This window comes from Kitasatospora brasiliensis, from assembly GCF_032654805.1.
In the GTDB taxonomy this organism is placed as follows: domain Bacteria; phylum Actinomycetota; class Actinomycetes; order Streptomycetales; family Streptomycetaceae; genus Kitasatospora; species Kitasatospora brasiliensis.
The window spans coordinates 1,328,484-1,346,392 of the sequence record NZ_JAUOOW010000001.1 but is presented as its reverse complement, the minus strand read 5'-3'; the positions used below and the strand labels follow the sequence as shown (position 1 = coordinate 1,346,392).

Annotated in this window: 18 protein-coding genes; 9 read left to right on the top strand and 9 right to left on the bottom strand. The window is 73.3% G+C overall.

Annotated elements, in window-relative coordinates; all coding sequences use genetic code 11:
- Window positions 1-813 carry an inositol monophosphatase family protein gene (locus QWJ13_RS06050; protein WP_316520989.1) on the bottom strand — a complete coding sequence of 271 codons (813 nt, stop codon included), beginning with the start codon at window positions 811-813 and terminating at the stop codon, window positions 1-3.
- A 114-nt stretch (window positions 814-927) separates the two neighbouring features.
- On the opposite strand from QWJ13_RS06050, the gene QWJ13_RS06045 reads away from it, so the two are divergent.
- On the top strand, window positions 928-1,908 hold the full coding sequence (locus QWJ13_RS06045) for an Lrp/AsnC family transcriptional regulator (RefSeq protein WP_316520988.1): 981 nt from the start codon (window positions 928-930) through the stop codon (window positions 1,906-1,908).
- A gap of 171 nt (window positions 1,909-2,079) precedes the next feature.
- Complete coding sequence (locus tag QWJ13_RS06040) at window positions 2,080-2,508, top strand: hypothetical protein (RefSeq protein WP_316520987.1); 429 nt, start codon at window positions 2,080-2,082, stop codon at window positions 2,506-2,508.
- On the opposite strand, the gene QWJ13_RS06035 is transcribed toward QWJ13_RS06040, so the two are convergent.
- From QWJ13_RS06035 to QWJ13_RS06025, 3 genes are all read right to left on the bottom strand, one after another.
- Entirely contained in the window at window positions 2,477-3,346 is an 870-nt protein-coding gene (locus QWJ13_RS06035) for a helix-turn-helix domain-containing protein (RefSeq protein ID WP_316520986.1), read from the bottom strand. The two genes, QWJ13_RS06040 and QWJ13_RS06035, sit on opposite strands and share 32 nt — an antisense overlap.
- A 51-nt stretch (window positions 3,347-3,397) precedes the next feature.
- Window positions 3,398-3,880: a hypothetical protein gene (locus QWJ13_RS06030; protein ID WP_316520985.1), complete on the bottom strand. Its 483-nt coding sequence runs from the start codon at window positions 3,878-3,880 to the stop codon at window positions 3,398-3,400.
- Between the two features lie 139 nt (window positions 3,881-4,019).
- Window positions 4,020-4,727, bottom strand: coding sequence for a 4'-phosphopantetheinyl transferase family protein (locus QWJ13_RS06025; protein ID WP_316520984.1), 708 nt, complete (start codon window positions 4,725-4,727; stop codon window positions 4,020-4,022).
- A 281-nt stretch (window positions 4,728-5,008) separates the two neighbouring features.
- On the opposite strand from QWJ13_RS06025, the gene QWJ13_RS06020 reads away from it, so the two are divergent.
- On the top strand, window positions 5,009-6,826 hold the full coding sequence (locus QWJ13_RS06020; protein ID WP_316520983.1) for a choice-of-anchor A family protein: 1,818 nt from the start codon (window positions 5,009-5,011) through the stop codon (window positions 6,824-6,826).
- Window positions 6,827-7,007: 181 nt separating this feature from the next.
- On the opposite strand, the gene QWJ13_RS06015 is transcribed toward QWJ13_RS06020, so the two are convergent.
- The 3 genes from QWJ13_RS06015 to QWJ13_RS06005 all read right to left on the bottom strand — a co-directional run bounded on the left by QWJ13_RS06015 (window position 7,008) and on the right by QWJ13_RS06005 (window position 9,762).
- Window positions 7,008-7,505 carry a F0F1 ATP synthase subunit B family protein gene (locus QWJ13_RS06015; RefSeq protein ID WP_316520982.1) on the bottom strand — a complete coding sequence of 166 codons (498 nt, stop codon included), beginning with the start codon at window positions 7,503-7,505 and terminating at the stop codon, window positions 7,008-7,010.
- A gap of 100 nt (window positions 7,506-7,605) precedes the next feature.
- Window positions 7,606-8,832, bottom strand: coding sequence for a kynureninase (kynU, locus tag QWJ13_RS06010; RefSeq protein WP_316520981.1), 1,227 nt, complete (start codon window positions 8,830-8,832; stop codon window positions 7,606-7,608).
- Between the two features lie 99 nt (window positions 8,833-8,931).
- Window positions 8,932-9,762, bottom strand: a complete 831-nt coding sequence (locus QWJ13_RS06005; RefSeq protein ID WP_316520980.1) for a tryptophan 2,3-dioxygenase — start codon at window positions 9,760-9,762, stop codon at window positions 8,932-8,934.
- Window positions 9,763-10,005: 243 nt separating this feature from the next.
- On the opposite strand from QWJ13_RS06005, the gene QWJ13_RS06000 reads away from it, so the two are divergent.
- Entirely contained in the window at window positions 10,006-10,440 is a 435-nt protein-coding gene (locus QWJ13_RS06000) for an Lrp/AsnC family transcriptional regulator (protein WP_316520979.1), read from the top strand.
- A gap of 104 nt (window positions 10,441-10,544) precedes the next feature.
- Window positions 10,545-11,090, top strand: a complete 546-nt coding sequence (locus QWJ13_RS05995) for an NADPH-dependent FMN reductase (RefSeq protein WP_316520978.1) — start codon at window positions 10,545-10,547, stop codon at window positions 11,088-11,090.
- Here the strand turns inward: QWJ13_RS05995 and QWJ13_RS05990 are convergent, their stop codons facing one another.
- The gene (locus tag QWJ13_RS05990; RefSeq protein WP_316520977.1) at window positions 11,091-11,723 is read right to left on the bottom strand and encodes a MarC family protein; all 633 of its coding nucleotides are present in this window, start codon (window positions 11,721-11,723) and stop codon (window positions 11,091-11,093) included.
- A gap of 295 nt (window positions 11,724-12,018) precedes the next feature.
- Here QWJ13_RS05990 and QWJ13_RS05985 point away from each other — a divergent pair, with 295 nt between their 5' ends.
- From QWJ13_RS05985 to QWJ13_RS05975, 3 genes are all read left to right on the top strand, one after another.
- Window positions 12,019-12,579 (top strand): DoxX family protein, encoded by a 561-nt coding sequence (locus tag QWJ13_RS05985; RefSeq protein ID WP_316520976.1) that lies wholly within the window; start codon window positions 12,019-12,021, stop codon window positions 12,577-12,579.
- Between the two features lie 149 nt (window positions 12,580-12,728).
- Complete coding sequence (locus tag QWJ13_RS05980) at window positions 12,729-13,406, top strand: FxLYD domain-containing protein (protein WP_316520975.1); 678 nt, start codon at window positions 12,729-12,731, stop codon at window positions 13,404-13,406.
- Between the two features lie 360 nt (window positions 13,407-13,766).
- Window positions 13,767-15,569 (top strand): glycosyl hydrolase family 18 protein, encoded by a 1,803-nt coding sequence (locus QWJ13_RS05975; RefSeq protein WP_316520974.1) that lies wholly within the window; start codon window positions 13,767-13,769, stop codon window positions 15,567-15,569.
- Window positions 15,570-15,689: 120 nt separating this feature from the next.
- On the opposite strand, the gene QWJ13_RS05970 is transcribed toward QWJ13_RS05975, so the two are convergent.
- The gene (locus QWJ13_RS05970; protein ID WP_316520973.1) at window positions 15,690-16,271 is read right to left on the bottom strand and encodes a MarR family winged helix-turn-helix transcriptional regulator; all 582 of its coding nucleotides are present in this window, start codon (window positions 16,269-16,271) and stop codon (window positions 15,690-15,692) included.
- 155 nt (window positions 16,272-16,426) lie between these two features.
- Between QWJ13_RS05970 and QWJ13_RS05965 the strand changes: the two genes are divergently transcribed.
- Window positions 16,427-17,722 carry an MFS transporter gene (locus QWJ13_RS05965; protein ID WP_316520972.1) on the top strand — a complete coding sequence of 432 codons (1,296 nt, stop codon included), beginning with the start codon at window positions 16,427-16,429 and terminating at the stop codon, window positions 17,720-17,722.
- Window positions 17,723-17,909 lie beyond the last annotated feature (187 nt).

Sequence of the window (17,909 nt, the reverse complement as noted above, 5' to 3'; positions counted from 1 at the left end):
TCAGTTGACGGCACGCAGCACCTCCAGCGCCCGAGCGTGCAACCCGGGCGCGGCGGCGAGGAAGCCGCCGGAACCGGCCGTCCAGGCCGATCCGGTGGTGTCCGAAACCGTCGCGCCCGCCTCGCTCGCGATCAGCGCGCCGGGCAGCAGGTTGCCCGCGTCCTGGCCGTACTCCCAGAACAGCGCCAGGTGACCGGAGGCGACCTGGGCCACCTGGAGCGCGGTCGGGCCCAGATTGCGCACCGCCAGGACGGCGCCCGCCATCGCGGACAGCGACTCGCCCGCCCGGCGCAGCGCCACCGGGTCGGCGGCCACCCGCGGCGGCTGGCTGGTGGCGGCCACGGTGACGGCCAACTCCCGCTCCAGCGGCGCGATCCGGCGCCCGTCCAGCTCGGCCCCGCCGCCCAGCACCGCCCGGTAGGTGCGACCGTCCTGCTCCGGAGCGTGCACCACGGCCAGCACCGCCGCGCCGTCCCGCACCAGGGTGGCGGTCACCGCCCAGTGCGGCTGCCCGAGCAGGTACTGCACCGCGCCGTCGGTCGCGTCGGCCAGCCACCACTCGCCCTCGGCGGGCACCGAGCCGTCCAGGCCCTCGGGCGCCCAACCGGCCTGCGGGCGCAGCGCGGTGAGCTTCTCGCGTAGTGCTTCGGCGGCCGGGCCGTCCAGTTCGGCGAACCGGGCCGCCGCCTCCTCGGCGGTCCGCGCGGTGACCGGGTCGGCGCGGCGGCGAGCCGCCAGCTCCGCACCGACCTCGCGCACCGCCGTGGCCACGCCCGCCGCGAGCGTCCACCGTGCGTCCGTCTCGTTGCCCATCGCGGCGACTCCTCCGTTCCCGGGCCGGCTCCCCCGGCCGTCCGGGACAAGGAGTACCGTCAATGCTGCCGAACAGGACGTACGAGCCGCCGGATGCTGCGGGGATCGGACACCATGGACCTCGCCACTGCGGATCCGGACACCGTGCTGGACACCTTCGACCGCCGTCTGGTCTGCGCCCTCCAGGTGGACGGGCGGGCCGAGCCCGGCCGGATCGCCGACGTGCTGGGCGTCTCCGCCCGGACGGTCACCCGCCGCCTGGGCCGGATGCGCCAGGCCGGGGTGCTGCGGGTGGTCCGGCTGCCCGACGTCGAGGACGCCGCCGTGGGCGCGCTGCTGCTGCGGGTCCGGGTGCTCAGCGGCCGGGTGGACGCCATCGCGCGTGCCCTCGCCGACCGCTCCGACGTCCCGTTCGTCGACGTGATGCTCGGTGGCCACGAGGTCGGCGCCGTGATGCTCACCGACGCCGGCTCCCGCGACCGGCTGCTGTACGGGCAGCTGCCCGCGACCGGCGCCGTCACCGAGACCACCACCCACGCCGTGCTGCACGCCTTCGCCGACGCAGGGCAGTGGCGGGCCGGGTACCTGACGGAGGCGGAGACCGCCGCGCTCGCCCGGCCGGTGGCCGAGCGCCCCGCCGCACCCCCGTCGCTGGACGCCCTCGACCGCGCGCTGCTGGAGCGGCTGGGCGAGGACGCCCGGCAGTCCCACGCCGTGCTGGCCGCGGCCGTCGGCGCGCCCGAGTCGACGGTTCGCCGCCGCCTGCACCGGCTGGACGGCGCCGGGCTGCTGCGCACCCACGCCACCGTGGACCCGCGGCTGCTCGGCCTGGCCGTGGACGCCAACCTCTGGCTGGACGTGCCGCCCGGCCGGCTCGCCGAGGTCGGCGCGGCGCTGGCCCGCCACCCGCAGGTGCACGGGGTGTTCGCCACCAGCGGCCCGACCAACCTGCTGGCCACGGTGTTCTGTCCGGACCACGGCGAGCTGTACCGCTTCCTCACCGACACCCTCGGCCCGCTCGGCGTCGCCCGGGCCGAGACCACCATCACCGCCCGCGCGGTGAAGCGGGCCGGCGTCCTGCTCCGGAGGCTGTAGCTCGGCTGCCGTGGCCCGGCCTCTGCTTCGGCGGCTGTGGCCCGGAGGCCGTGGCCAGGCGGCCGTTACCTGCGGGGTCATCGACGCCCGCCGCCGGTCCGGGCAGGGTGGAGGCACCCGGTGCGGCCGCCACGGCCTCGGGCCCAACCCCCTGTCAGGAGGCGATCCGCCATGTCCGCCCACACGAACACCCTCACCCCCGCCCGATCCGGTTCCGCCCTCTCGCCGTGGACGGTGCGCGGCACGCTGGCCCTGGACGCCGTGGTGACCGGCGGCAACGGCCTGGCCTACCTGGCCTTCTCCGGCCCGCTCGGCGAGCTGCTCGGGGCCGGCCGATCCACCGTGGTCGGGGTCGGAGCCCTGCTGCTCGGGTACGCGCTCGCGGTCGGCGCGCTGGCCGCCCGGCGGCGGCCTCCGGCGTTCGGGGTGCGGGCCGTGATCGACCTCAACCTGGTGTGGGTGGTGCTCAGCCTGGTCGCGATGGAGCTGTGGCTGGAGCCGACCACCGCCGGGTTCGTCTGGATCCCGGCGCAGGCCGCGGTGGTGGCCGTGTTCGCCGTCCTCCAGTTCACCGCCCTGCGGCGTCGTTCCCGGGCCTGACCGCCGACTGGAGGAAGGCCGCCGTCGCCGCGTCGGCCGGCAGGAAGGTCTCCATGGCCAGCTCGGAGACGGTGACGTCCAGCGGAGTGTTGAAGGTCGCGATGGTGGAGAGGAAGGAGAGCACCCACCCCTCGTGCCGGATCCGGAACGGCAGCGCGAACGGCGACCCGAGTGCGGCCGGATCGCCCGCGGCCGGATTGCCCGCGGTCGGCCCGGCCACCGGCTCCTCGGCCGGCACGGGGTAGCCGCTGACCTCCTCGTACAGTCGGCGCAGCGGCTCGGCGCGGACCAGCTCCAGCTGCCGCGCCATCCGCTCCAGCAGATGCTGCCGCCACTGCCGCAGGTTGACGATGCGCGGCGCCAGCCCGTCCGGGTGCAGGGTGATCCGGACCGCGTTGAACGGCGGCTCCAGCAGGTGCGGGGCGACGCCGTCCAGGAGCAGGCCGAGCGAGCGGTTGGCCGCCAGGACCCGGAAGGACCCGTCGACCACGACCGCCGGGTACGGGTCGTGGGCGGTCAGCAACCGCTCCAGACCGCCGCGCAGCGCGGCTATCGACGGGTCGTCCAACGGCGTCTCGGGGTAGTGCGGGGCGTAGCCGGCCGCGAGCAGCAGGGTGTTGTGCTCGCGCACCGGGACGTCCAGTTCCTCGGCCAGCCGCAGCAGCAGCTCCCGGCTGGGGCGGGACCGGCCGTTCTCGACGAAGCTGAGGTGGCGGGCCGAGGAGTCCGCCCGCAGCGCCAGTCGCAGCTGGCTGAGCTGTCGCCGTTCCCGCCAGCCGCGCAGCAGCGGGCCGACGCCGGTTCCCGTCGGGCCGCCCATGCCCGCCATGATCGTCATGGCCCAGCACGGTACTCGAACGGGCCGGTCGGCGGGGAGGGGCCGCGCGGATCAGGCGCCGGTGCTGGAACCCGGCCGGATGACCATGATCACCACGACCACGGCCCACAGCAGATTGAACACCCCGGCGGTCATCGGCAGCATCTTCAGGCCGCCGACGGCCTTGGCGTGCTGCTCGTCCGACGGTTCGAGCTCCAGCGCGTCCACGGCGGCCTGCTGGCCGGGCAGCACGAAGAGCAGCAGCGCGAGCGCGGCGATCGCGGTCAGCACCATCGAGACGATGATCCAGGACTGTCCGAGCACGTCCATCACCTGGGCCAGGCCGATGCCGAGCACCGGCACCGAGACCCCGAGCAGCGCGTAGACCTGGGTGATCCGGTGCAGCACGCGCAGCACACCGGCGTCGGAGGCCTGGTTCGGCCCGGCGGCCAGCGCGGCCTTCGCCCGGCGCGGGAACATGCTGACGGCCACCGCGACCGGGCCTATGAACAGGACCGACACGAGGACGTGCAGGCTCAGCAGGAACTTGGCCATGGCGGGCACCCTTTGGATCCGGTGGGCAGCTGGGGATGCGGGCGCGCGCGTTCGGCGTGCCCACGACCAGGCACGCTAACACCGCTTATTCACGGGCCCGCCGGACGGGTGGCGGCTCCCCGGGCCCGAGGGCCCTTGCTCAGACCGCCGCCGTGAGCTCCACGATCCGGGGCGGGGCGGTGCTGACGGCCGCGACGGCGGCGGCGTGCTCCGGGTCGGTCCAGTCCAGCAGGTGCAGGTCCTCGTACCGGCTGCGCAGCGGGGCGCCCGGCGGGACGGCGAGCGGCAGTGCGGAGAGGTCGATCCGGCCGAGGGTGTCCAGGGTGGCCCGCCCGATCTTGATCAGCGACTCCTTGCGCACCCAGAGCCGCAGGAACGCCCGCTCCGGCTCGGGGTCGGCCTCGACCAGGGCGAGCTCGGCCGGCGCGAGCACCCGGCGGGCGACCGCGCCCAGTCCGCCGCCCCGGGTGGACAGCTCGACGTCCACCCCGACCGGTCGGAACCCGGCACCGGCCGCGACCACGCCCCGGGTGTGGGACAAGCTCACGTGCACCTCGGGGTGGTCCGGCAGGTAGGGCTTGCCGTGGTCGGCGAGCCCGCAGTCCGGGCACTGCTGCGCGAGGACGAGGCCGGCCACCGGCACGCCGAGCAGCCGGGCGGCGCAGAGCCGGACCAGCAGGTGCCCGGCGGTGAAGTCGATCCGCCCGGACTCCTGCCGGAAGCGCGCGGCGCGCTCCCGCTCCAGGTCGGTCAGCAGGTGCTCGCCCGCCTCGGGGTGGCGCAGTACGGCGTCGGCGGACGCGACGGCGACGAGCGGCGCGCTCTGGTCCTGGGCCTCGGTGGTCATGCCTCCCAACCTAGGGCCTCTCGCGCGGCTCCCGTCTGCCGGGCCTGGCGGCCGATGCCGACACGCCCGACACGCGCTGCTCCTTTCGTATTGATTTCAGTTCTTATCTGAGGATATGTAGGGTATGAAAAGTCCGATTTGGGATTGGATGTCCCGGATCTGCTGGACCGCCAGCAGACCACACGGAACGCGCGGCAGGCACTCGCCTGCCGTTTTCGTATGCGCGGAGGGAATTGTCGATGGGTCAGGCCACCGGTTCGCCGGATCACAGAACGACCACCGTGAGCACTCCGGCCCCGCGCGGGCGCCGGTCCATACGGATCGCGGTCGCGACCGCCGTCACCGCGCTGCCGCTGGCAGCCGTGCTGACGGCCGGTTCGGCCGCGCCGCTGGCACCGCCGTTGGGCGCCTGCTCCGGGCCGGACTGCCCCGCCACCTGGCCGCCGGCGAACAACGGCGACTTCCCCGGCCGTGACGCCACCATCAACGTCTTCACCGGCGGGGACTACACCGTGAACGGCCGCGCCGCCGAGGCCGAGGGCAAGGTCGTCGCGCTGGGGGACCTGACCGTCGACAAGGACGGCGGCGGCGCCTACAACATGGGCGTCGTCGGCGTCGGCTCGCGCGTCGTGCCGCCGAACGGCAGCGACTTCGTGACCACCGGCGGCAAGGTCGACGTCCTGACCGGCAACACCGTCCTGATCGGCGGCATCGACTCCCGCGGCTCCGCCTTCGGCAACCTGCGCCACGCGGGCAGCGTCACCGGCACCGTCAACATCGACCCCACGGGCGAGCTGATCGAGGACCCGAAGGCCGCCGCGCCGTACCAGGACGTGCTGGCCCAGATCGAGGACGTCTCCGCCTGCGTCAGCCGGGCCACCGCGACCGGCACCGTCGCGATCACCTCCAGCGAGGCGACCTTCACCGGCGACGGGACCAGCATGAAGCAGGTCTTCAACGTCAACCAGGACCTCGCCTCGCCCAGCGGTGGGCAGATCGGCCTCGTCTTCGACAAGATCCCGGCCGGGGCCACCGTCGTGGTGAACATGCTCGGCGACAGCCCGGTCATCAACACCTACACCGGCACCGGCCTGGCCGGGGACCAGACCACCGAGATGCGCTCGAAGCTGATGTACAACTTCCCGACCGCGACCTCGGCCCGGATCCTCGGCAGCGCCCAGTTCCAGGGCTCGGTCCTGGCCGGCAACCCGGGCGGCACCACGACCATCTCCCAGCCGGGCATGAACGGCCGGGTGTACCTGGCGGGCAACCTGATCCACACCGGGACGGGCGGCTACGAGATCCACAGCTACCCGTTCGACGGGGACCTGCCGGACTGCGCGGTGACGCCGAGCCCGACGCCGACGCCTAAGCCGACGGAGACACCGACTCCCACCCCGACGGAGACGCCTGCGCCGACGGAGACGCCGACGCCCACGCCCACGCCGACGGTGACGCCGACGCCGACTCCCACCCCGACGCCGACGGTGACGCCGACGCCGACGCCGACGCCGACTCCCACCCCGACGCCGACGGTGACGCCCACGCCCACGCCCACGGTGGCGCCGACGTCGACTCCCACGGTGACGCCCACGCCCACGCCCACGGTGGCGCCGACGTCGACTCCCACGGTGACGCCGACTCCCACGGTGGCGCCGACGTCGACCCCGACGGTGACGCCGACTCCCACGGTGGCGCCGACGTCGGCCCCGACGGTGACGCCGACTCCCACGGTGGCGCCGACGTCGACCCCGACGCCGACGCCGACTCCCACGGTGGCGCCTACGCCTACTCCGACGCCGACCCCGACGGTGACGCCCACCGCGACCCCGACGTCCCCGCGCCCGACGCCGACCGTAACCCCGACGTCCCCGGCCCCGACCTCCCCGTCGGCCGGCACGTCGCCGTCGAGCGAGGCCCCCGCCCCGAGCTACTACCCGTCCGAGGGGCCGACCGGCGACCAGCCCGGTGGCGGCGGTCAGCTGCCCTCCACCGGCGCCGGCAACACCCCGATGGTCTTCGGCCTGACGGGCATCGGCCTGCTCGGCCTCGGCGGTCTGGCCGTGCTGGCCGCCCGCCGTCGCGGCCGCCACAGCTGACGGCCCGTACGGCTGAAGAGCTGACCAGCCGAACAGCGGCGCAGGCCGCCCGAGTCGGATCGACTCGGGCGGCCTGCGCCGTCCCCGCCCCGCCCGGTCAACTCGCCGACGCGGTACGGGCGGTGCTCGCCGGCTTCCGTCGGGACGCATCGCCCACTCCCGAACTGGGCGTCCGTACCGGCTAGTTGGTCTCGAAGAAGCGCTCCACCGTGCGGCGTCGGGCGGCGACGGTGTGCACCGGTTCGCCGATCACCCGGCCGGCCAGGATGACGGCCAGCTCGCCGACGTCCTGGCGCAGCAGCCGTTCCGCCTCCGCCCGGTCGGCGGCGATCCGGGCGCGGCCGGTGGCGAGCAGCGCGTCCCGGGTGCGCAGGCCCTCGGCGCGGGCCGAGGCCATCGCCGCCGCGCCGCGCTCGGCGTACTCCTCCCGGATCCGGGCCGCCTCGTGCCGGGCCTCGGCCAGCTCCAGCAGTCGGGCGGTCCGAGTCGCCTCGGCCTCGGCGAGCAGGGCCTCGGCGCGTTCGGCGCGGCCCTCGGTGGCGTCCCAGCGTTCGGCCCGCACCCGTTCGATCCGGGGGAGCAGGCCGCGGCCGAGCGTCCACAGCAGCAGGAAGAACAGCGCCAGGCCGAGGATCAGCGGGGCCGGTTCGGGCTTCAGCGGGCCGAGTTCGAGGGTCACGCACGACCTCCCCGGGTTGCGACGTTCCGTCAGATGGAAGCATCCCCAGGGGTGGTGGTGGTCGAACTCGGCCCGGACATGAGCTGCGTCACGGCGGCCGCTACGTCACCTCGCCCCGTCGGGAGAACCGTTCCGCCCGCCACTCGCCGCTCTCCAGTACCTCGGTCAACTGCCGGGCCGCGTCCCAGACTTCGGTGTACGAGAGGTAGAGCGGGGTGAAGCCGAAGCGCATCAGGTCCGGTGCGCGGAAGTCGCCGATCACTCCGCGCTCGATCAGCGCCTGCACCACCGGGTAGCTGTCGGCGTGCCGCAGTGCGACCTGGCTGCCGCGCCGGGCGTGCTCGCGCGGGGTCACCACCTCGATGCCGTCCAGCCCCTCGGTCAGCGAGACGAACAGGTCGGTCAGCGCCAGGCTCTTGGCCCGGACGGCCGCCAGGTCGGCCCGCTCCCAGATGTCCAGCGAGACGCCCAGGGCGGCCTGGCCGAGCAGGGAGGGCGAGCTGGTCAGGAAGCGGCCGATGCCCGGCTTCGGGTCGTACCCGGGCTCGAAGGCGAACGGCCGGGCGTGGCCGAACCAGCCGCTCAGCGGCTGGAGCGGGCCGGCCGCCAGGTGCCGCTCGGCGACGTACAGGAAGGCCGGCGAGCCGGGGCCGCCGTTGAGGTACTTGTAGGTGCAGCCGATCGCGAAGTCCGCTTCGGCGGCGTCGAGTTCGACCGGCAGCGCGCCCGCCGAGTGGCACAGATCCCAGATCATCAGCGCGCCGGCCGCCCGCGCCCGGGCGGTGATCCCGGGCATGTCCAGCAGCTCGCCGGTGCGGTAGTCCACGTGCGAGAGGACGACCGCGGCGACGTCGCCGTCCAGGTGCCGGTCCAGCTCCTCGGGGCGGATCAGGGTGCTGCGCGCGCCCTCGACCAGGCCGGTCACGCCCTCGGCGATGTACAGGTCGGTCGGGAAGGCCTCGGCGTCACCGAGCACCGTGCCCCGGCCCGGACGCAGCCGCAGCGCGGCCGACAGCACCTTGAACAGGTTGACCGAGGTGGTGTCGCAGACGACGACCTCCGCCGGATCGGCTCCGATCAGCGGCGCGATCCGCCGCCCCAGCCGGTACGGCTGCTCGAACCAGCCGGCGTCGTTCCAGCTGCGGACCAGCTCCCGGCCCCACTCCTCCTCGACCACCTGGCGCACCCGCTCGGGCGTGCGCACCGGCAGCGCGCCCAGCGAGTTGCCGTCCAGGTAGATCACCCCGTCCGGCAGGGCGAACTCCTTGCGGAACGCCGCCAGCGGGTCGACGGCGTCCAGCGCCGCGCACTCCTCACGCGTGGTCATGCCGGTCCCTCCCTCGTCATCCTCGGTCCGGCCGGTCCGTTCGGCCGGTCCCGTGGACCAGCCTTCCCGTGACCGGCCTTCCCGTCACCAGCTTTCCCGTCACAGCCCGTCCCGGATCGTCCACAGCTCCGGGAACACGTCCTGTTCGGCCGACTTGCGCAGCCAGGTCAGCCCGCTGGAGCCGCCCGAGCCGGGCTTGCCGCCCATGGTCCGCTTGACCGCCGAGAGGTGGCGCTGGCGCCATCGGGTGACCCGCTCGGCCACGTCCAGCAGGGCCTCGCCGAGCGGTTGGAGCGCGGCGGACTCCGGCTCGGTGTACACCCGCCGCCAGGCCGCCTCGACCTCGGCGGACGGCTGGTAGCGCTGCTCGGAGGCCGCCCGGTGCGGGGCCAGGCCGCGGCGGGCCAGCAGCGCCAGCGCCTCGTCGTACAGGCCGGGGGAGCGCAGCGCCTCGGTCAGTTCGGCCTGAGTCTCGGGCATCCCGTCGTACATCCCGAGCAGCGCGGCGTTCTTGTTGCCGAGCAGGAACTCCAGGTGCAGGAAGGCGGCGGACTGGAAGCCGGAGGCCTCGCCGAACAGCGAGCGGAAGGAGTTGAACTCGCGCGGCGTCATGGTGGCCAGCAGGTCCCAGGACTCCACCAGCACGTCCTGGACGTGGGTGCCCCGGCGCAGTGCGGCCAGTGCGGCGGTCAGGTCGTCCTCGCGCAGTGCCTGCCGGGCGAGCGTCCACTCGTGCCGCAGCAGGTCGAACAGCAGCTCCATCACCTGGGTGGTGACGATGAACGACAGCTCCGTCGGCTCCTCGCTGCGCGGGTGCTGGAGGCCGTGCAGCTCCTCCAGGCGCACGTACTGGGCGTACGGGGTGCCCCGGCCCGGTGCTCCGGCCCGACCGAACGACAGGTTGGGTGTCTCCATCGTGTCGTGCCCCATCCCGATCCTCCTGCTCCCTGGTGAATCCGGCCCGGTGGAACCGGTCCTGTGGACCGGACGGACTGCCGGGTTCCACCAGTGCCATTGTGCGGCGGCGGTGCCCCCCGCTTGAATGGTCGACGGGCATCGCAACCGCCTGTGGACCTGTCGTTCACGAGGCGTTTCGCCGATTCGCCTTACGAACGGAAACTCCGGTTTTCCGGCCTGGTTCCGACCGCATTCCGAACACCCTGGGAGGCCGCCTTGGACGCCGTCGACCGCCGTCTGCTGGCCGAGCTCCAGGCCGACGCCCGGCTCTCGTACAACGAACTCTCCCGCCGGGTCAGCCTGTCCGCACCCGCGGTGGCCGAACGGGTCCGCAGACTGGAGTCCGAGGGCGTGATCAGCGGCTACCACGCCCATGTGGACCTCACCCGGGCCGGGCTGCCGATCACCGCGCTGGTCCAGATCCAGTGCTACGGCCCGCGCTGCGTGCTGCGCGACCCCGAGGTGCCGACCTGGCCGGAGGTGGTCCAGCTGCACCGGGTCACCGGCGGGGCGTGCTGCGTGCTGCTGGTCGCGGTGTCGACGATGGCCGAGTTCGAGGCGGTGTGCGACCGGCTCGGCGGCTACGGCCAGCCGTCCAGCTCGATGATCCTCTCCAGCCCGGTGCCCTGGCGGCCGGTGGAGCCGCGCTGACCGGCGCGGGCTCGCGCTGACCGGCGCGGGCGAGGCGCGCGGCGCGGGCGGTGCGGCGGCGTCGGCTGGCCTTGACGCGGACGTCAGGGAGTAGGTTCCCGGGCATGTCGAACGAGCGCCACATCCTGCTGCTGCCCGGGAGCCTGCGGGCCGGCTCCGCCAACGAGACGGTGCTGCGCACCGCGGCCGCCGTGGCCGCCACCACCCCGGGCCTGCGGACCACGTACTACACCGGGCTGGCCGGGCTGCCGCACTTCAACCCGGACCACGACACCGACCCGCTGCCGGAGCCGGTGGCCGCGCTGCGGGCCGCGATCGAGGCGGCCGACGCGCTGCTGGTCTGCACCCCCGAGTACGCGGGGACGCTGCCGGGCTCGTTCAAGAACCTGCTGGACTGGACGGTCGGCGGAGTCGAGATCTCGGACAAGCCCGCCGCCTGGATCAACGCCGCCGGCCCGGGCCGCGGCCTGGGCGCGGAGGCCGCCCTGCGCACCGTCCTCGGCTACACCGGCGCGGCCGTGCTGGACGAGGCCTGCGTCCGGATCCCGCTGGAGCGCGGGGCGGTCGGCCCGGACGGGCTGGTCGCCGACCCTCTGGTGCGCGAGCGGATCGGCGAGGTGCTGGCCCGCCTCGCGGGGCGACACGCCTAGCTAGTGACCCTCCGGCAGGTGCACCCCCAGCCCGGCCAGGCCCTCCAGGAACAGTTCGACGCCGACCGCCGCCAGCAGCAGCCCGAGCAGTCGGGACAGCACCTCCAGCGAGGTGCGGTGGGTGCGGCGCATCAGCGGCGCCAGCACCGCCACGCAGAGGTAGTTGATCACCGCGACGGCCACGTACGCCCCGGAGACGGCGGCCTTCCAGCCCCAGTTGTCCTGGTTGAGCGAGGCGACCAGGACGGCCGTGATCGCGAGCGGGCTGGCGATGTACGGCAGCAGCAGTTCGCGGATGCCGTCCACCAGCGGGTTCGCCAGGTGTTCGTCCTCGTCGCCGTCCGAACCGAGGTGGACCCCGAAGACCAGCGCGACGGCGTAGACGAAGAAGATCGCCCCGCCCGCGAGCTGGAGCGACTGGTCGCTGATGTGGAACAGGGTGGTCAGCTCGTCGGCCCCGAAGCCGAGCACCAGGCCGATCACCGCCGAGATGGCCGTGCTCAGCGCCGCCAGCCGGCGCAGCTCCAGGTTGCTGCGGGTCCCGGCCAGGCGGGCGAAGGCCAGCAGGGTCTTCGGCGGGCCGACCACGGCGAAGAAGGTGATGAAGGCACTGCCGAGGTTGAAGACGAACATGGGCCAAGCATGACCGCGGGGCCCGGCGCGCCCGGCCCGCCACGCCCCGCGGCCGGGCGTGGCGTGGATCTCTTCGACCGGCGGTCCGACCCGGGTCGGCGGTTCATTCCCGATCGGCGGCGGATTCGCCCGGATGGCGGTCCCGGCTCGAACAGAGCTGCGCTCTCGGGTGCCATGGAAGCAGGACTGCCGGAGAGGCGGACCACACTCCTCTCCGGCGATCTCTGCCGGTATCCGATGATTCCGCCTGATCTCTGCCGACCTCTGCCGATCTCTGCCGAAACGAGGATGCGACATGTGCCTGAACCGTAAGGACCTGGGCCTGCTGGCCCTGCGCAGCGCGGTCGGCGGGGTGCTGATCGCGCACGGCACCCAGAAGCTGTTCGGCTGGTTCGGGGGCGGCGGCCTGGAGGGCACCACCGAGGCCATGGAGCACATGGGCTTCCACCCGGCCCGGCAGAGCGCCCTCGCGGCCGGCCTCGGCGAGGCGGGCGGCGGGGCGCTGCTGGTGGCCGGGCTGGCCACGCCGGCGGCCGGCGCGGTGGTGGCCGGGACGATGGCGGGAGCGGTGTCGGTGCACGCCCCGGCCGGCTTCTTCGCCATGTCCGGCGGCTACGAGTACCCGGCCTTCCTCGGCGCGACCGGGCTGGCGGTCGGCCTGGCCGGCGCCGGCCGGTACTCGCTGGACCACCTGACCGGCCACGTCTTCGACCGGCCGTGGGTCGGTCTGGTGTCCTTCGTGGCGAGCGCCGCCGGGGCGTACGGCACGGTCGCGCGGCGCCGGCACCTGCTGCGGCTGCGCGAGGAGCGGGCCGCGGTGGAGTCGGACGAGCAGGAGGGCTCGGGGCTCTCGTAGGCCCGGCCGCGTCACCCGGAGGCAGCAGCCCTGCTGGCGGTGCTCCGCCGGCCCTCGGAGGGTGGGCGGGAGGTGTGCCGGGCAGCCCGGCACACCGTGCCGCCGCCGAGGCCGCCCCACGAGGCCGTCCGACCGAGACGAGGGACCGCATGGACCGCCAGCCGCTCACCCGCGCCAGCTCCCCGGCCTCCCCGGCCTCCCCGGCCTCGTCGGCTTCGCCGATCTCGCCGATCTCGCCGATCTCGCCGCCGAGGGTCACCAGGCGGCACCCGGATGCCCCCCAGTACTCCCAACGGCGCCTGGTGGCAGGCCTGGTGGCCGTGTCGGTGGTCGGTACGGCGGCCCTCGCGGGCTGCTCCGGCGGCAAGAGCGCGGAGAGTTCGGCCTCCTCGGCGGCGGCCGAGGTGAGGCGGGCCGCGAGTGCCGCCGCCTCCGCCGCCTCGGCGCTGGCCTCGGCGGCGGGCGGGGCGGGTGCGGCGATCGCCTCGGCGCAGGCCCAGGCCTCCTCGGCGGCGTCGGCGGCTTCCTCGGCCGTCGCCGGGATCAAGGGCGGGCTCGACGCCAAGGCGGACGTCGCCGCCGGGCCGGTGACCACCGGTTCGGACGGCAAGGCGCAGGTGCCGCTGACCGTCACCAACCACGGGCAGCAGTCGTACCGGTACGTGATCCAGGTGAACTTCACCGACGAGTCCGGCAAGGTGCTGGACGCGACCGCGGTGACCGTCCAGGACGTGGCCGCCGGGCAGAGCTCCCAGGCCACCGGGCACTCCAACCGGGACCTCTCCGGCACGGTCAAGGCCGAGGTGGCCAACGCCGTCCGCTACTGACTCCCGATGACTCCCGGCACCGCCCGCCGCTGACTCCGTGTCACCGACTCCCGGGGAAGCCGCCCAGCTCAGCGCGGGGGTGGACGGCGGGCGGAACCTTAAGCGGGGCTCAAGGCCCAACAGGACCCCTTGACGGGCGAGTTGGTCTAGTCCATTTTTATTCCCCAGGTGCAGGGAGCCCCTGAACCGGCGCCGACGGCCTCGTGCCGTCGGCGCCGGTTCGGCACATCCCGGTAGTCCGTCATGGTCTGATCCCGCTCGATTCCCCACCCATGCCTGTCATGTCCCGGTCGTCCGGCCCCACCCCGGACGCGTGCCCCCGGGGCGACGGAAACCCCCACAACCAGGAGTCACGCACCCATGCTGCGCTCACGCATTGAAAGGGCCGGGACCCCGGCTCCGCAGGGCGGCCGCCGACGCCGCCCCAAGAGCACGGCCGCCATCGCGGCCGGCACCACCGCCTCCCTGCTGCTCGGCGCCGGCCTCGCGCTGTCCGGCGGCGGCGCGGCCAACGCCGCGACCACCAACTCCACCGGCGCGCCCGCCACCAGCGGCGGCATCAAGGTCGCGTACTACGATCAGTGGTCGGTCTACGCGAACGCGTACTACCCCAAGACGATCCAGGACACCGGCGTCGCCGGGAAGCTGGACTACCTGATCTACGACTTCGCCAACATCAACCCGACCAGCCTGGGGTGTTTCGAGGCCACCAAGGCCGCGGACACGAACGACAACAACCCCAACGCGGGTGACGGCGCCGCCGACGCGTTCGCCGACTACCAGAAGAGCTTCGGCCCGGACATCTCGGTCGACGGCGTCGGCGACGTCTGGAACCAGCCGATCGCGGGCAACTTCAACCAGCTGAAGAAGCTGAAGGCGAAGAACCCGAACCTCAAGGTCCTGCTCTCCATCGGCGGTTGGACCTACTCCAAGTACTTCTCGCCGGCCTCCGCCACGGACGCCTCGCGCAAGAACCTGGTGTCGTCCTGCATCGACATGTTCATCAAGGGCAACCTGCCCGCCGACGCCGGCTTCGGCGGCCCGGGCTCGGGCGCCGGTGTCTTCGACGGCATCGACATCGACTGGGAGTACCCGGGCGGCGGCGGCCACACCGGCAACATCTCCAGCCCGGCGGACAAGCAGAACTTCACCGCCCTGCTGAAGGAGTTCCGCACCCAGCTGGACGCGCAGGGCGCGGCCGACAAGAAGACCTACGCCCTGTCGGCGGCGGTCGGTGCCGGCCAGGACAAGATCATGAACGTCGAGACGGACAAGATCGGTCAGTACCTGACCTTCCTCGACGTCATGACCTACGACATGCACGGCGGTTGGGACGCCCAGGGCCCGACCAACCACCAGGCCGCGCTCTACGCGGGCCCGAACGACCCGTCGACCCCGGTCAAGCCGGGCAACGGCAAGTACTCGATCGACAACGCCATCAAGGCGTGGACGGTCGGCGACAAGGACTACGGCATCCCCGGCGGCTTCCCGGCCAGCAAGATCAACATGGGTGTGCCGTTCTACTACCGCGGCTGGACCGGCGTGAAGGACAACGGCCAGCACGGCCTGTTCCAGCCCGCCGCCCAGCCGGCCGCCGGCGCGGCGATGTCCGGCAACGTCCCCGGCATCCAGATGTACAAGGAGCTCGCGGGCTTCGTCGACAACCCGGCGAAGACCTACTGGGACGACGCGGCGCAGGCCACGTACTTCTACGACGGCAACACCTTCTGGAGCGGTGAGGACGCCAAGTCCATCCAGGCCAAGATGGACTACGCCCACTGCAACGGCCTCGGCGGCTCCTTCGCCTTCTCGCTGTACGACCTGGGCACCAAGACGGCCCTCTTCGACAAGATGGTGAGCGCCACCAACGGCTCCGCGACCGGCTGCCCGGCCCCGCCGGCGCCGAGCGGTTCGGCGACCCCGACCCCGAGCCCGACCCCGACCGACCCGGGTACCCCGTCGCCGACCCCGACCAGCACCCAGACCACGCCTGCGCCGGTCTGCTCCGCGGCCCCGAGCTGGGACGCGAACACCACCTACGCGGCCGGCGGCACCAAGGTCTCGTGGAAGGGCCACTACTACAGCAACAAGTGGTGGACCAAGGGCGACGACCCGAGTCTGAGCGGCCAGTGGGGCGCCTGGACCGACCTCGGCCCCTGCTGACGTCGGACCGCGCTCCGAGGGCCTGACGGATCCTCGCAGCACCTGATGTGACGAGTCCGGCCCGCCGGGAGGAACCTCCTCCCGGCGGGCCGGACTCGTTCGTTCCCGTGCCGGGAGGCGTCAGGCCAGGTCCTCGGTGCGCCCGAGCGCGTCCGGCTGGCTCTCCTCGATCCGCCGCAGCATCCGGTCCAGCGTCGCCGAGAGCTCGGTGCGCTCCTCGCCCGCGATGTCCTGGAGGAACTCCTCCTCGAACACCGCCGCCATCCGCATCGACTCCAGCCACTTGTCCCGGCCGGTCTCGGTCAGCTCGATGATCACCCGCACCCGGTTGGCCTCGTCCCGCTCCCGGGTGACCAGGCCGTCGGCCACCATCCGGTCGATCCGGTGGGTCATCGCCGCCGGGGTGAGCCCGAGCCGCTTGGCCAGCTCGCCCGGCCCCAGCTGGTACGGGCTTCCGGAGACCACCAGGGCCTTGAGCACCTCCCACTCGGCGGAGGTGATTCCGAGCACAGTCAGTTGACGGTCGTACGCCACGCCCATCCGCCGGGAGACCCTCAGGAGGGTCTGCACGATGGTCTCCACCTGGGGGTCGACGGTGGGGAACTCCCGCTGGTAGAGGGCCACTTGCTCGGCGATGCCGAGCTCCAGGCGGGTGGCCTGGGCGGGCTTGTCGGCAGCCGGCCGCGGCTTGTCCGTAGTCATGCGCACCAGTGTCGCATGGTTATGCACTCCTTAAGCCTTTGACTCCGCACTCTTCCGGTGCTAAGACTTTATCTCGTCAAACTTTAGCTCTGAAATCTTCTGGACTTAAGAGTATCCAGTTGAACCAGGAAGGGATGTGCACGGTGACCGGCACGGTGAAGCAGCAGAGGCAGCAGCGACGTGGAGCGGGCGGCCCGCTGCGCCGCGTCCAGATCGGCAACGCGCTCAGTGCGTTCGGCAGCGGGTTCACGCTCCCGTACATGTTCGTGTACGTGGACCAGGTGCGCGGGCTGGGTTCGCTGGCGGCCGGGATGGTCTTCACCGTCTTCGCACTGGCGGCCCTCGCCGTCCTCCCGTTCACCGGCCGCGGCATCGACCGGTACGGCCCCCGCCCGGTGCTGCTGGCCGGTACGGCGCTCGCCGCCACCGGCGCGTTCGCCTTCGGCCAGGCCACCGGCACCCCGGCCCTGCTGGTCGCCTCCCTCCTGTTCGGCGCGGGTGTCACCACCTGCCAACCGGCGCTCGCCACGATGATCGTCCGCTGCTCCACGGCGGCCACCCGCTCGCACGCCTTCGCGCTCCAGTTCACCCTGATCAACCTGGGCATGGGCATCGGTGCGCTGGTCGGCGGGCAGATCGTCGACGTGTCCGACCCGGCCAGCCTCACCCGGCTGTTCACCATCGAGGCGGTGACGTTCCTCGGCCTCGCCCTGGTCACCGGCACCGCCCGGATACCCATGGCGCAGCTGGCGGCCGTCCATGGCCAGGCGGACGGTCCGACCGGGCTGCGCGCCCTGCTCGCCGACAAGGCGATGGTGCGGCTCAGCATCCTCGCCGGGCTGATCTTCTTCACCTGCTACGGCCAGTTCGAGTCCGGCGTCGCGGCCTTCGCCACCGACACCGTCGGCACCGCGCCCTCCACCCTGGGCTTCGCGATCGGTGCCAACGCGCTGACCATCGTGGTGCTCCAGATGTTCATGGTGCGGATCACCGCGCGCCGCCGCCGCACCACCGCGATGGCCGCGGCCGGCGTGGTCTGGCTCGGCGCCTGGGCGATGGCCCTGGTCGCCGGCCTGATCCGGACGGAGACCATGGCCGCCACGGTCGCCATCGTCTCGATCTACGCCCTCTTCGGCGTCGGCGAGTCGCTGCTCGCGCCGACCATGGGCCCGATCGTCGCGGACCTCGCCCCGGCCCGGATGCTCGGCACCTACAACTCCGCGTACGCCCTGGTGAAGCAGGTCGCGATCGCGGTCGGCCCGGCCGTCGGCGTGCTGCTGGTCGGCTCCGGCACCTGGCCGCTCTACCTGGCGGCCATGGCGGGCTCCACGCTGCTGATCGTCGCCCTGGCGCTGCGGCTGCGCCCGCACCTCACGCCGGAGCAGGACAACGCGGCGCCGGTCGTGGTGCGCACCGCAGCCCCGGTCCGGGAGCTCCAGACCGCGGCGTAACGCGGCGGTCCGCGAAAGCGTTCGAAACGGGCACCGTCCAGGTCACCTGGTCGGTGCCCGTCGCGCTTGGCTTCCCGAGCACCGCCACATAGTGTCGGTGGCTGTCGACCGCCCGGCCCCCGCCGGCGCGGCAGGACCCGGGCAGGGCGCCCGGCCACCCGGCAGAGCCCGGCCCCCGGGCAGAGCA

Bases quoted from the DNA above. Each gene is read 5' to 3' on its own strand.
- QWJ13_RS06050 (WP_316520989.1), bottom strand. From the start codon at position 813: ATGGGCAACGAGACGGACGCACGGTGGACGCTCGCGGCGGGCGTGGCC.
- QWJ13_RS06045 (WP_316520988.1), top strand. From the start codon at position 928: ATGGACCTCGCCACTGCGGATCCGGACACCGTGCTGGACACCTTCGAC.
- QWJ13_RS06040 (WP_316520987.1), top strand. From the start codon at position 2,080: ATGTCCGCCCACACGAACACCCTCACCCCCGCCCGATCCGGTTCCGCC.
- QWJ13_RS06035 (WP_316520986.1), bottom strand. From the start codon at position 3,346: ATGACGATCATGGCGGGCATGGGCGGCCCGACGGGAACCGGCGTCGGC.
- QWJ13_RS06030 (WP_316520985.1), bottom strand. From the start codon at position 3,880: ATGGCCAAGTTCCTGCTGAGCCTGCACGTCCTCGTGTCGGTCCTGTTC.
- QWJ13_RS06025 (WP_316520984.1), bottom strand. From the start codon at position 4,727: ATGACCACCGAGGCCCAGGACCAGAGCGCGCCGCTCGTCGCCGTCGCG.
- kynU (WP_316520981.1), bottom strand. From the start codon at position 8,832: ATGACCACGCGTGAGGAGTGCGCGGCGCTGGACGCCGTCGACCCGCTG.
- QWJ13_RS06005 (WP_316520980.1), bottom strand. From the start codon at position 9,762: ATGGGGCACGACACGATGGAGACACCCAACCTGTCGTTCGGTCGGGCC.
- QWJ13_RS05995 (WP_316520978.1), top strand. From the start codon at position 10,545: ATGTCGAACGAGCGCCACATCCTGCTGCTGCCCGGGAGCCTGCGGGCC.
- QWJ13_RS05990 (WP_316520977.1), bottom strand. From the start codon at position 11,723: ATGTTCGTCTTCAACCTCGGCAGTGCCTTCATCACCTTCTTCGCCGTG.
- QWJ13_RS05985 (WP_316520976.1), top strand. From the start codon at position 12,019: ATGTGCCTGAACCGTAAGGACCTGGGCCTGCTGGCCCTGCGCAGCGCG.
- QWJ13_RS05980 (WP_316520975.1), top strand. From the start codon at position 12,729: ATGGACCGCCAGCCGCTCACCCGCGCCAGCTCCCCGGCCTCCCCGGCC.
- QWJ13_RS05975 (WP_316520974.1), top strand. From the start codon at position 13,767: ATGCTGCGCTCACGCATTGAAAGGGCCGGGACCCCGGCTCCGCAGGGC.
- QWJ13_RS05970 (WP_316520973.1), bottom strand. From the start codon at position 16,271: ATGACTACGGACAAGCCGCGGCCGGCTGCCGACAAGCCCGCCCAGGCC.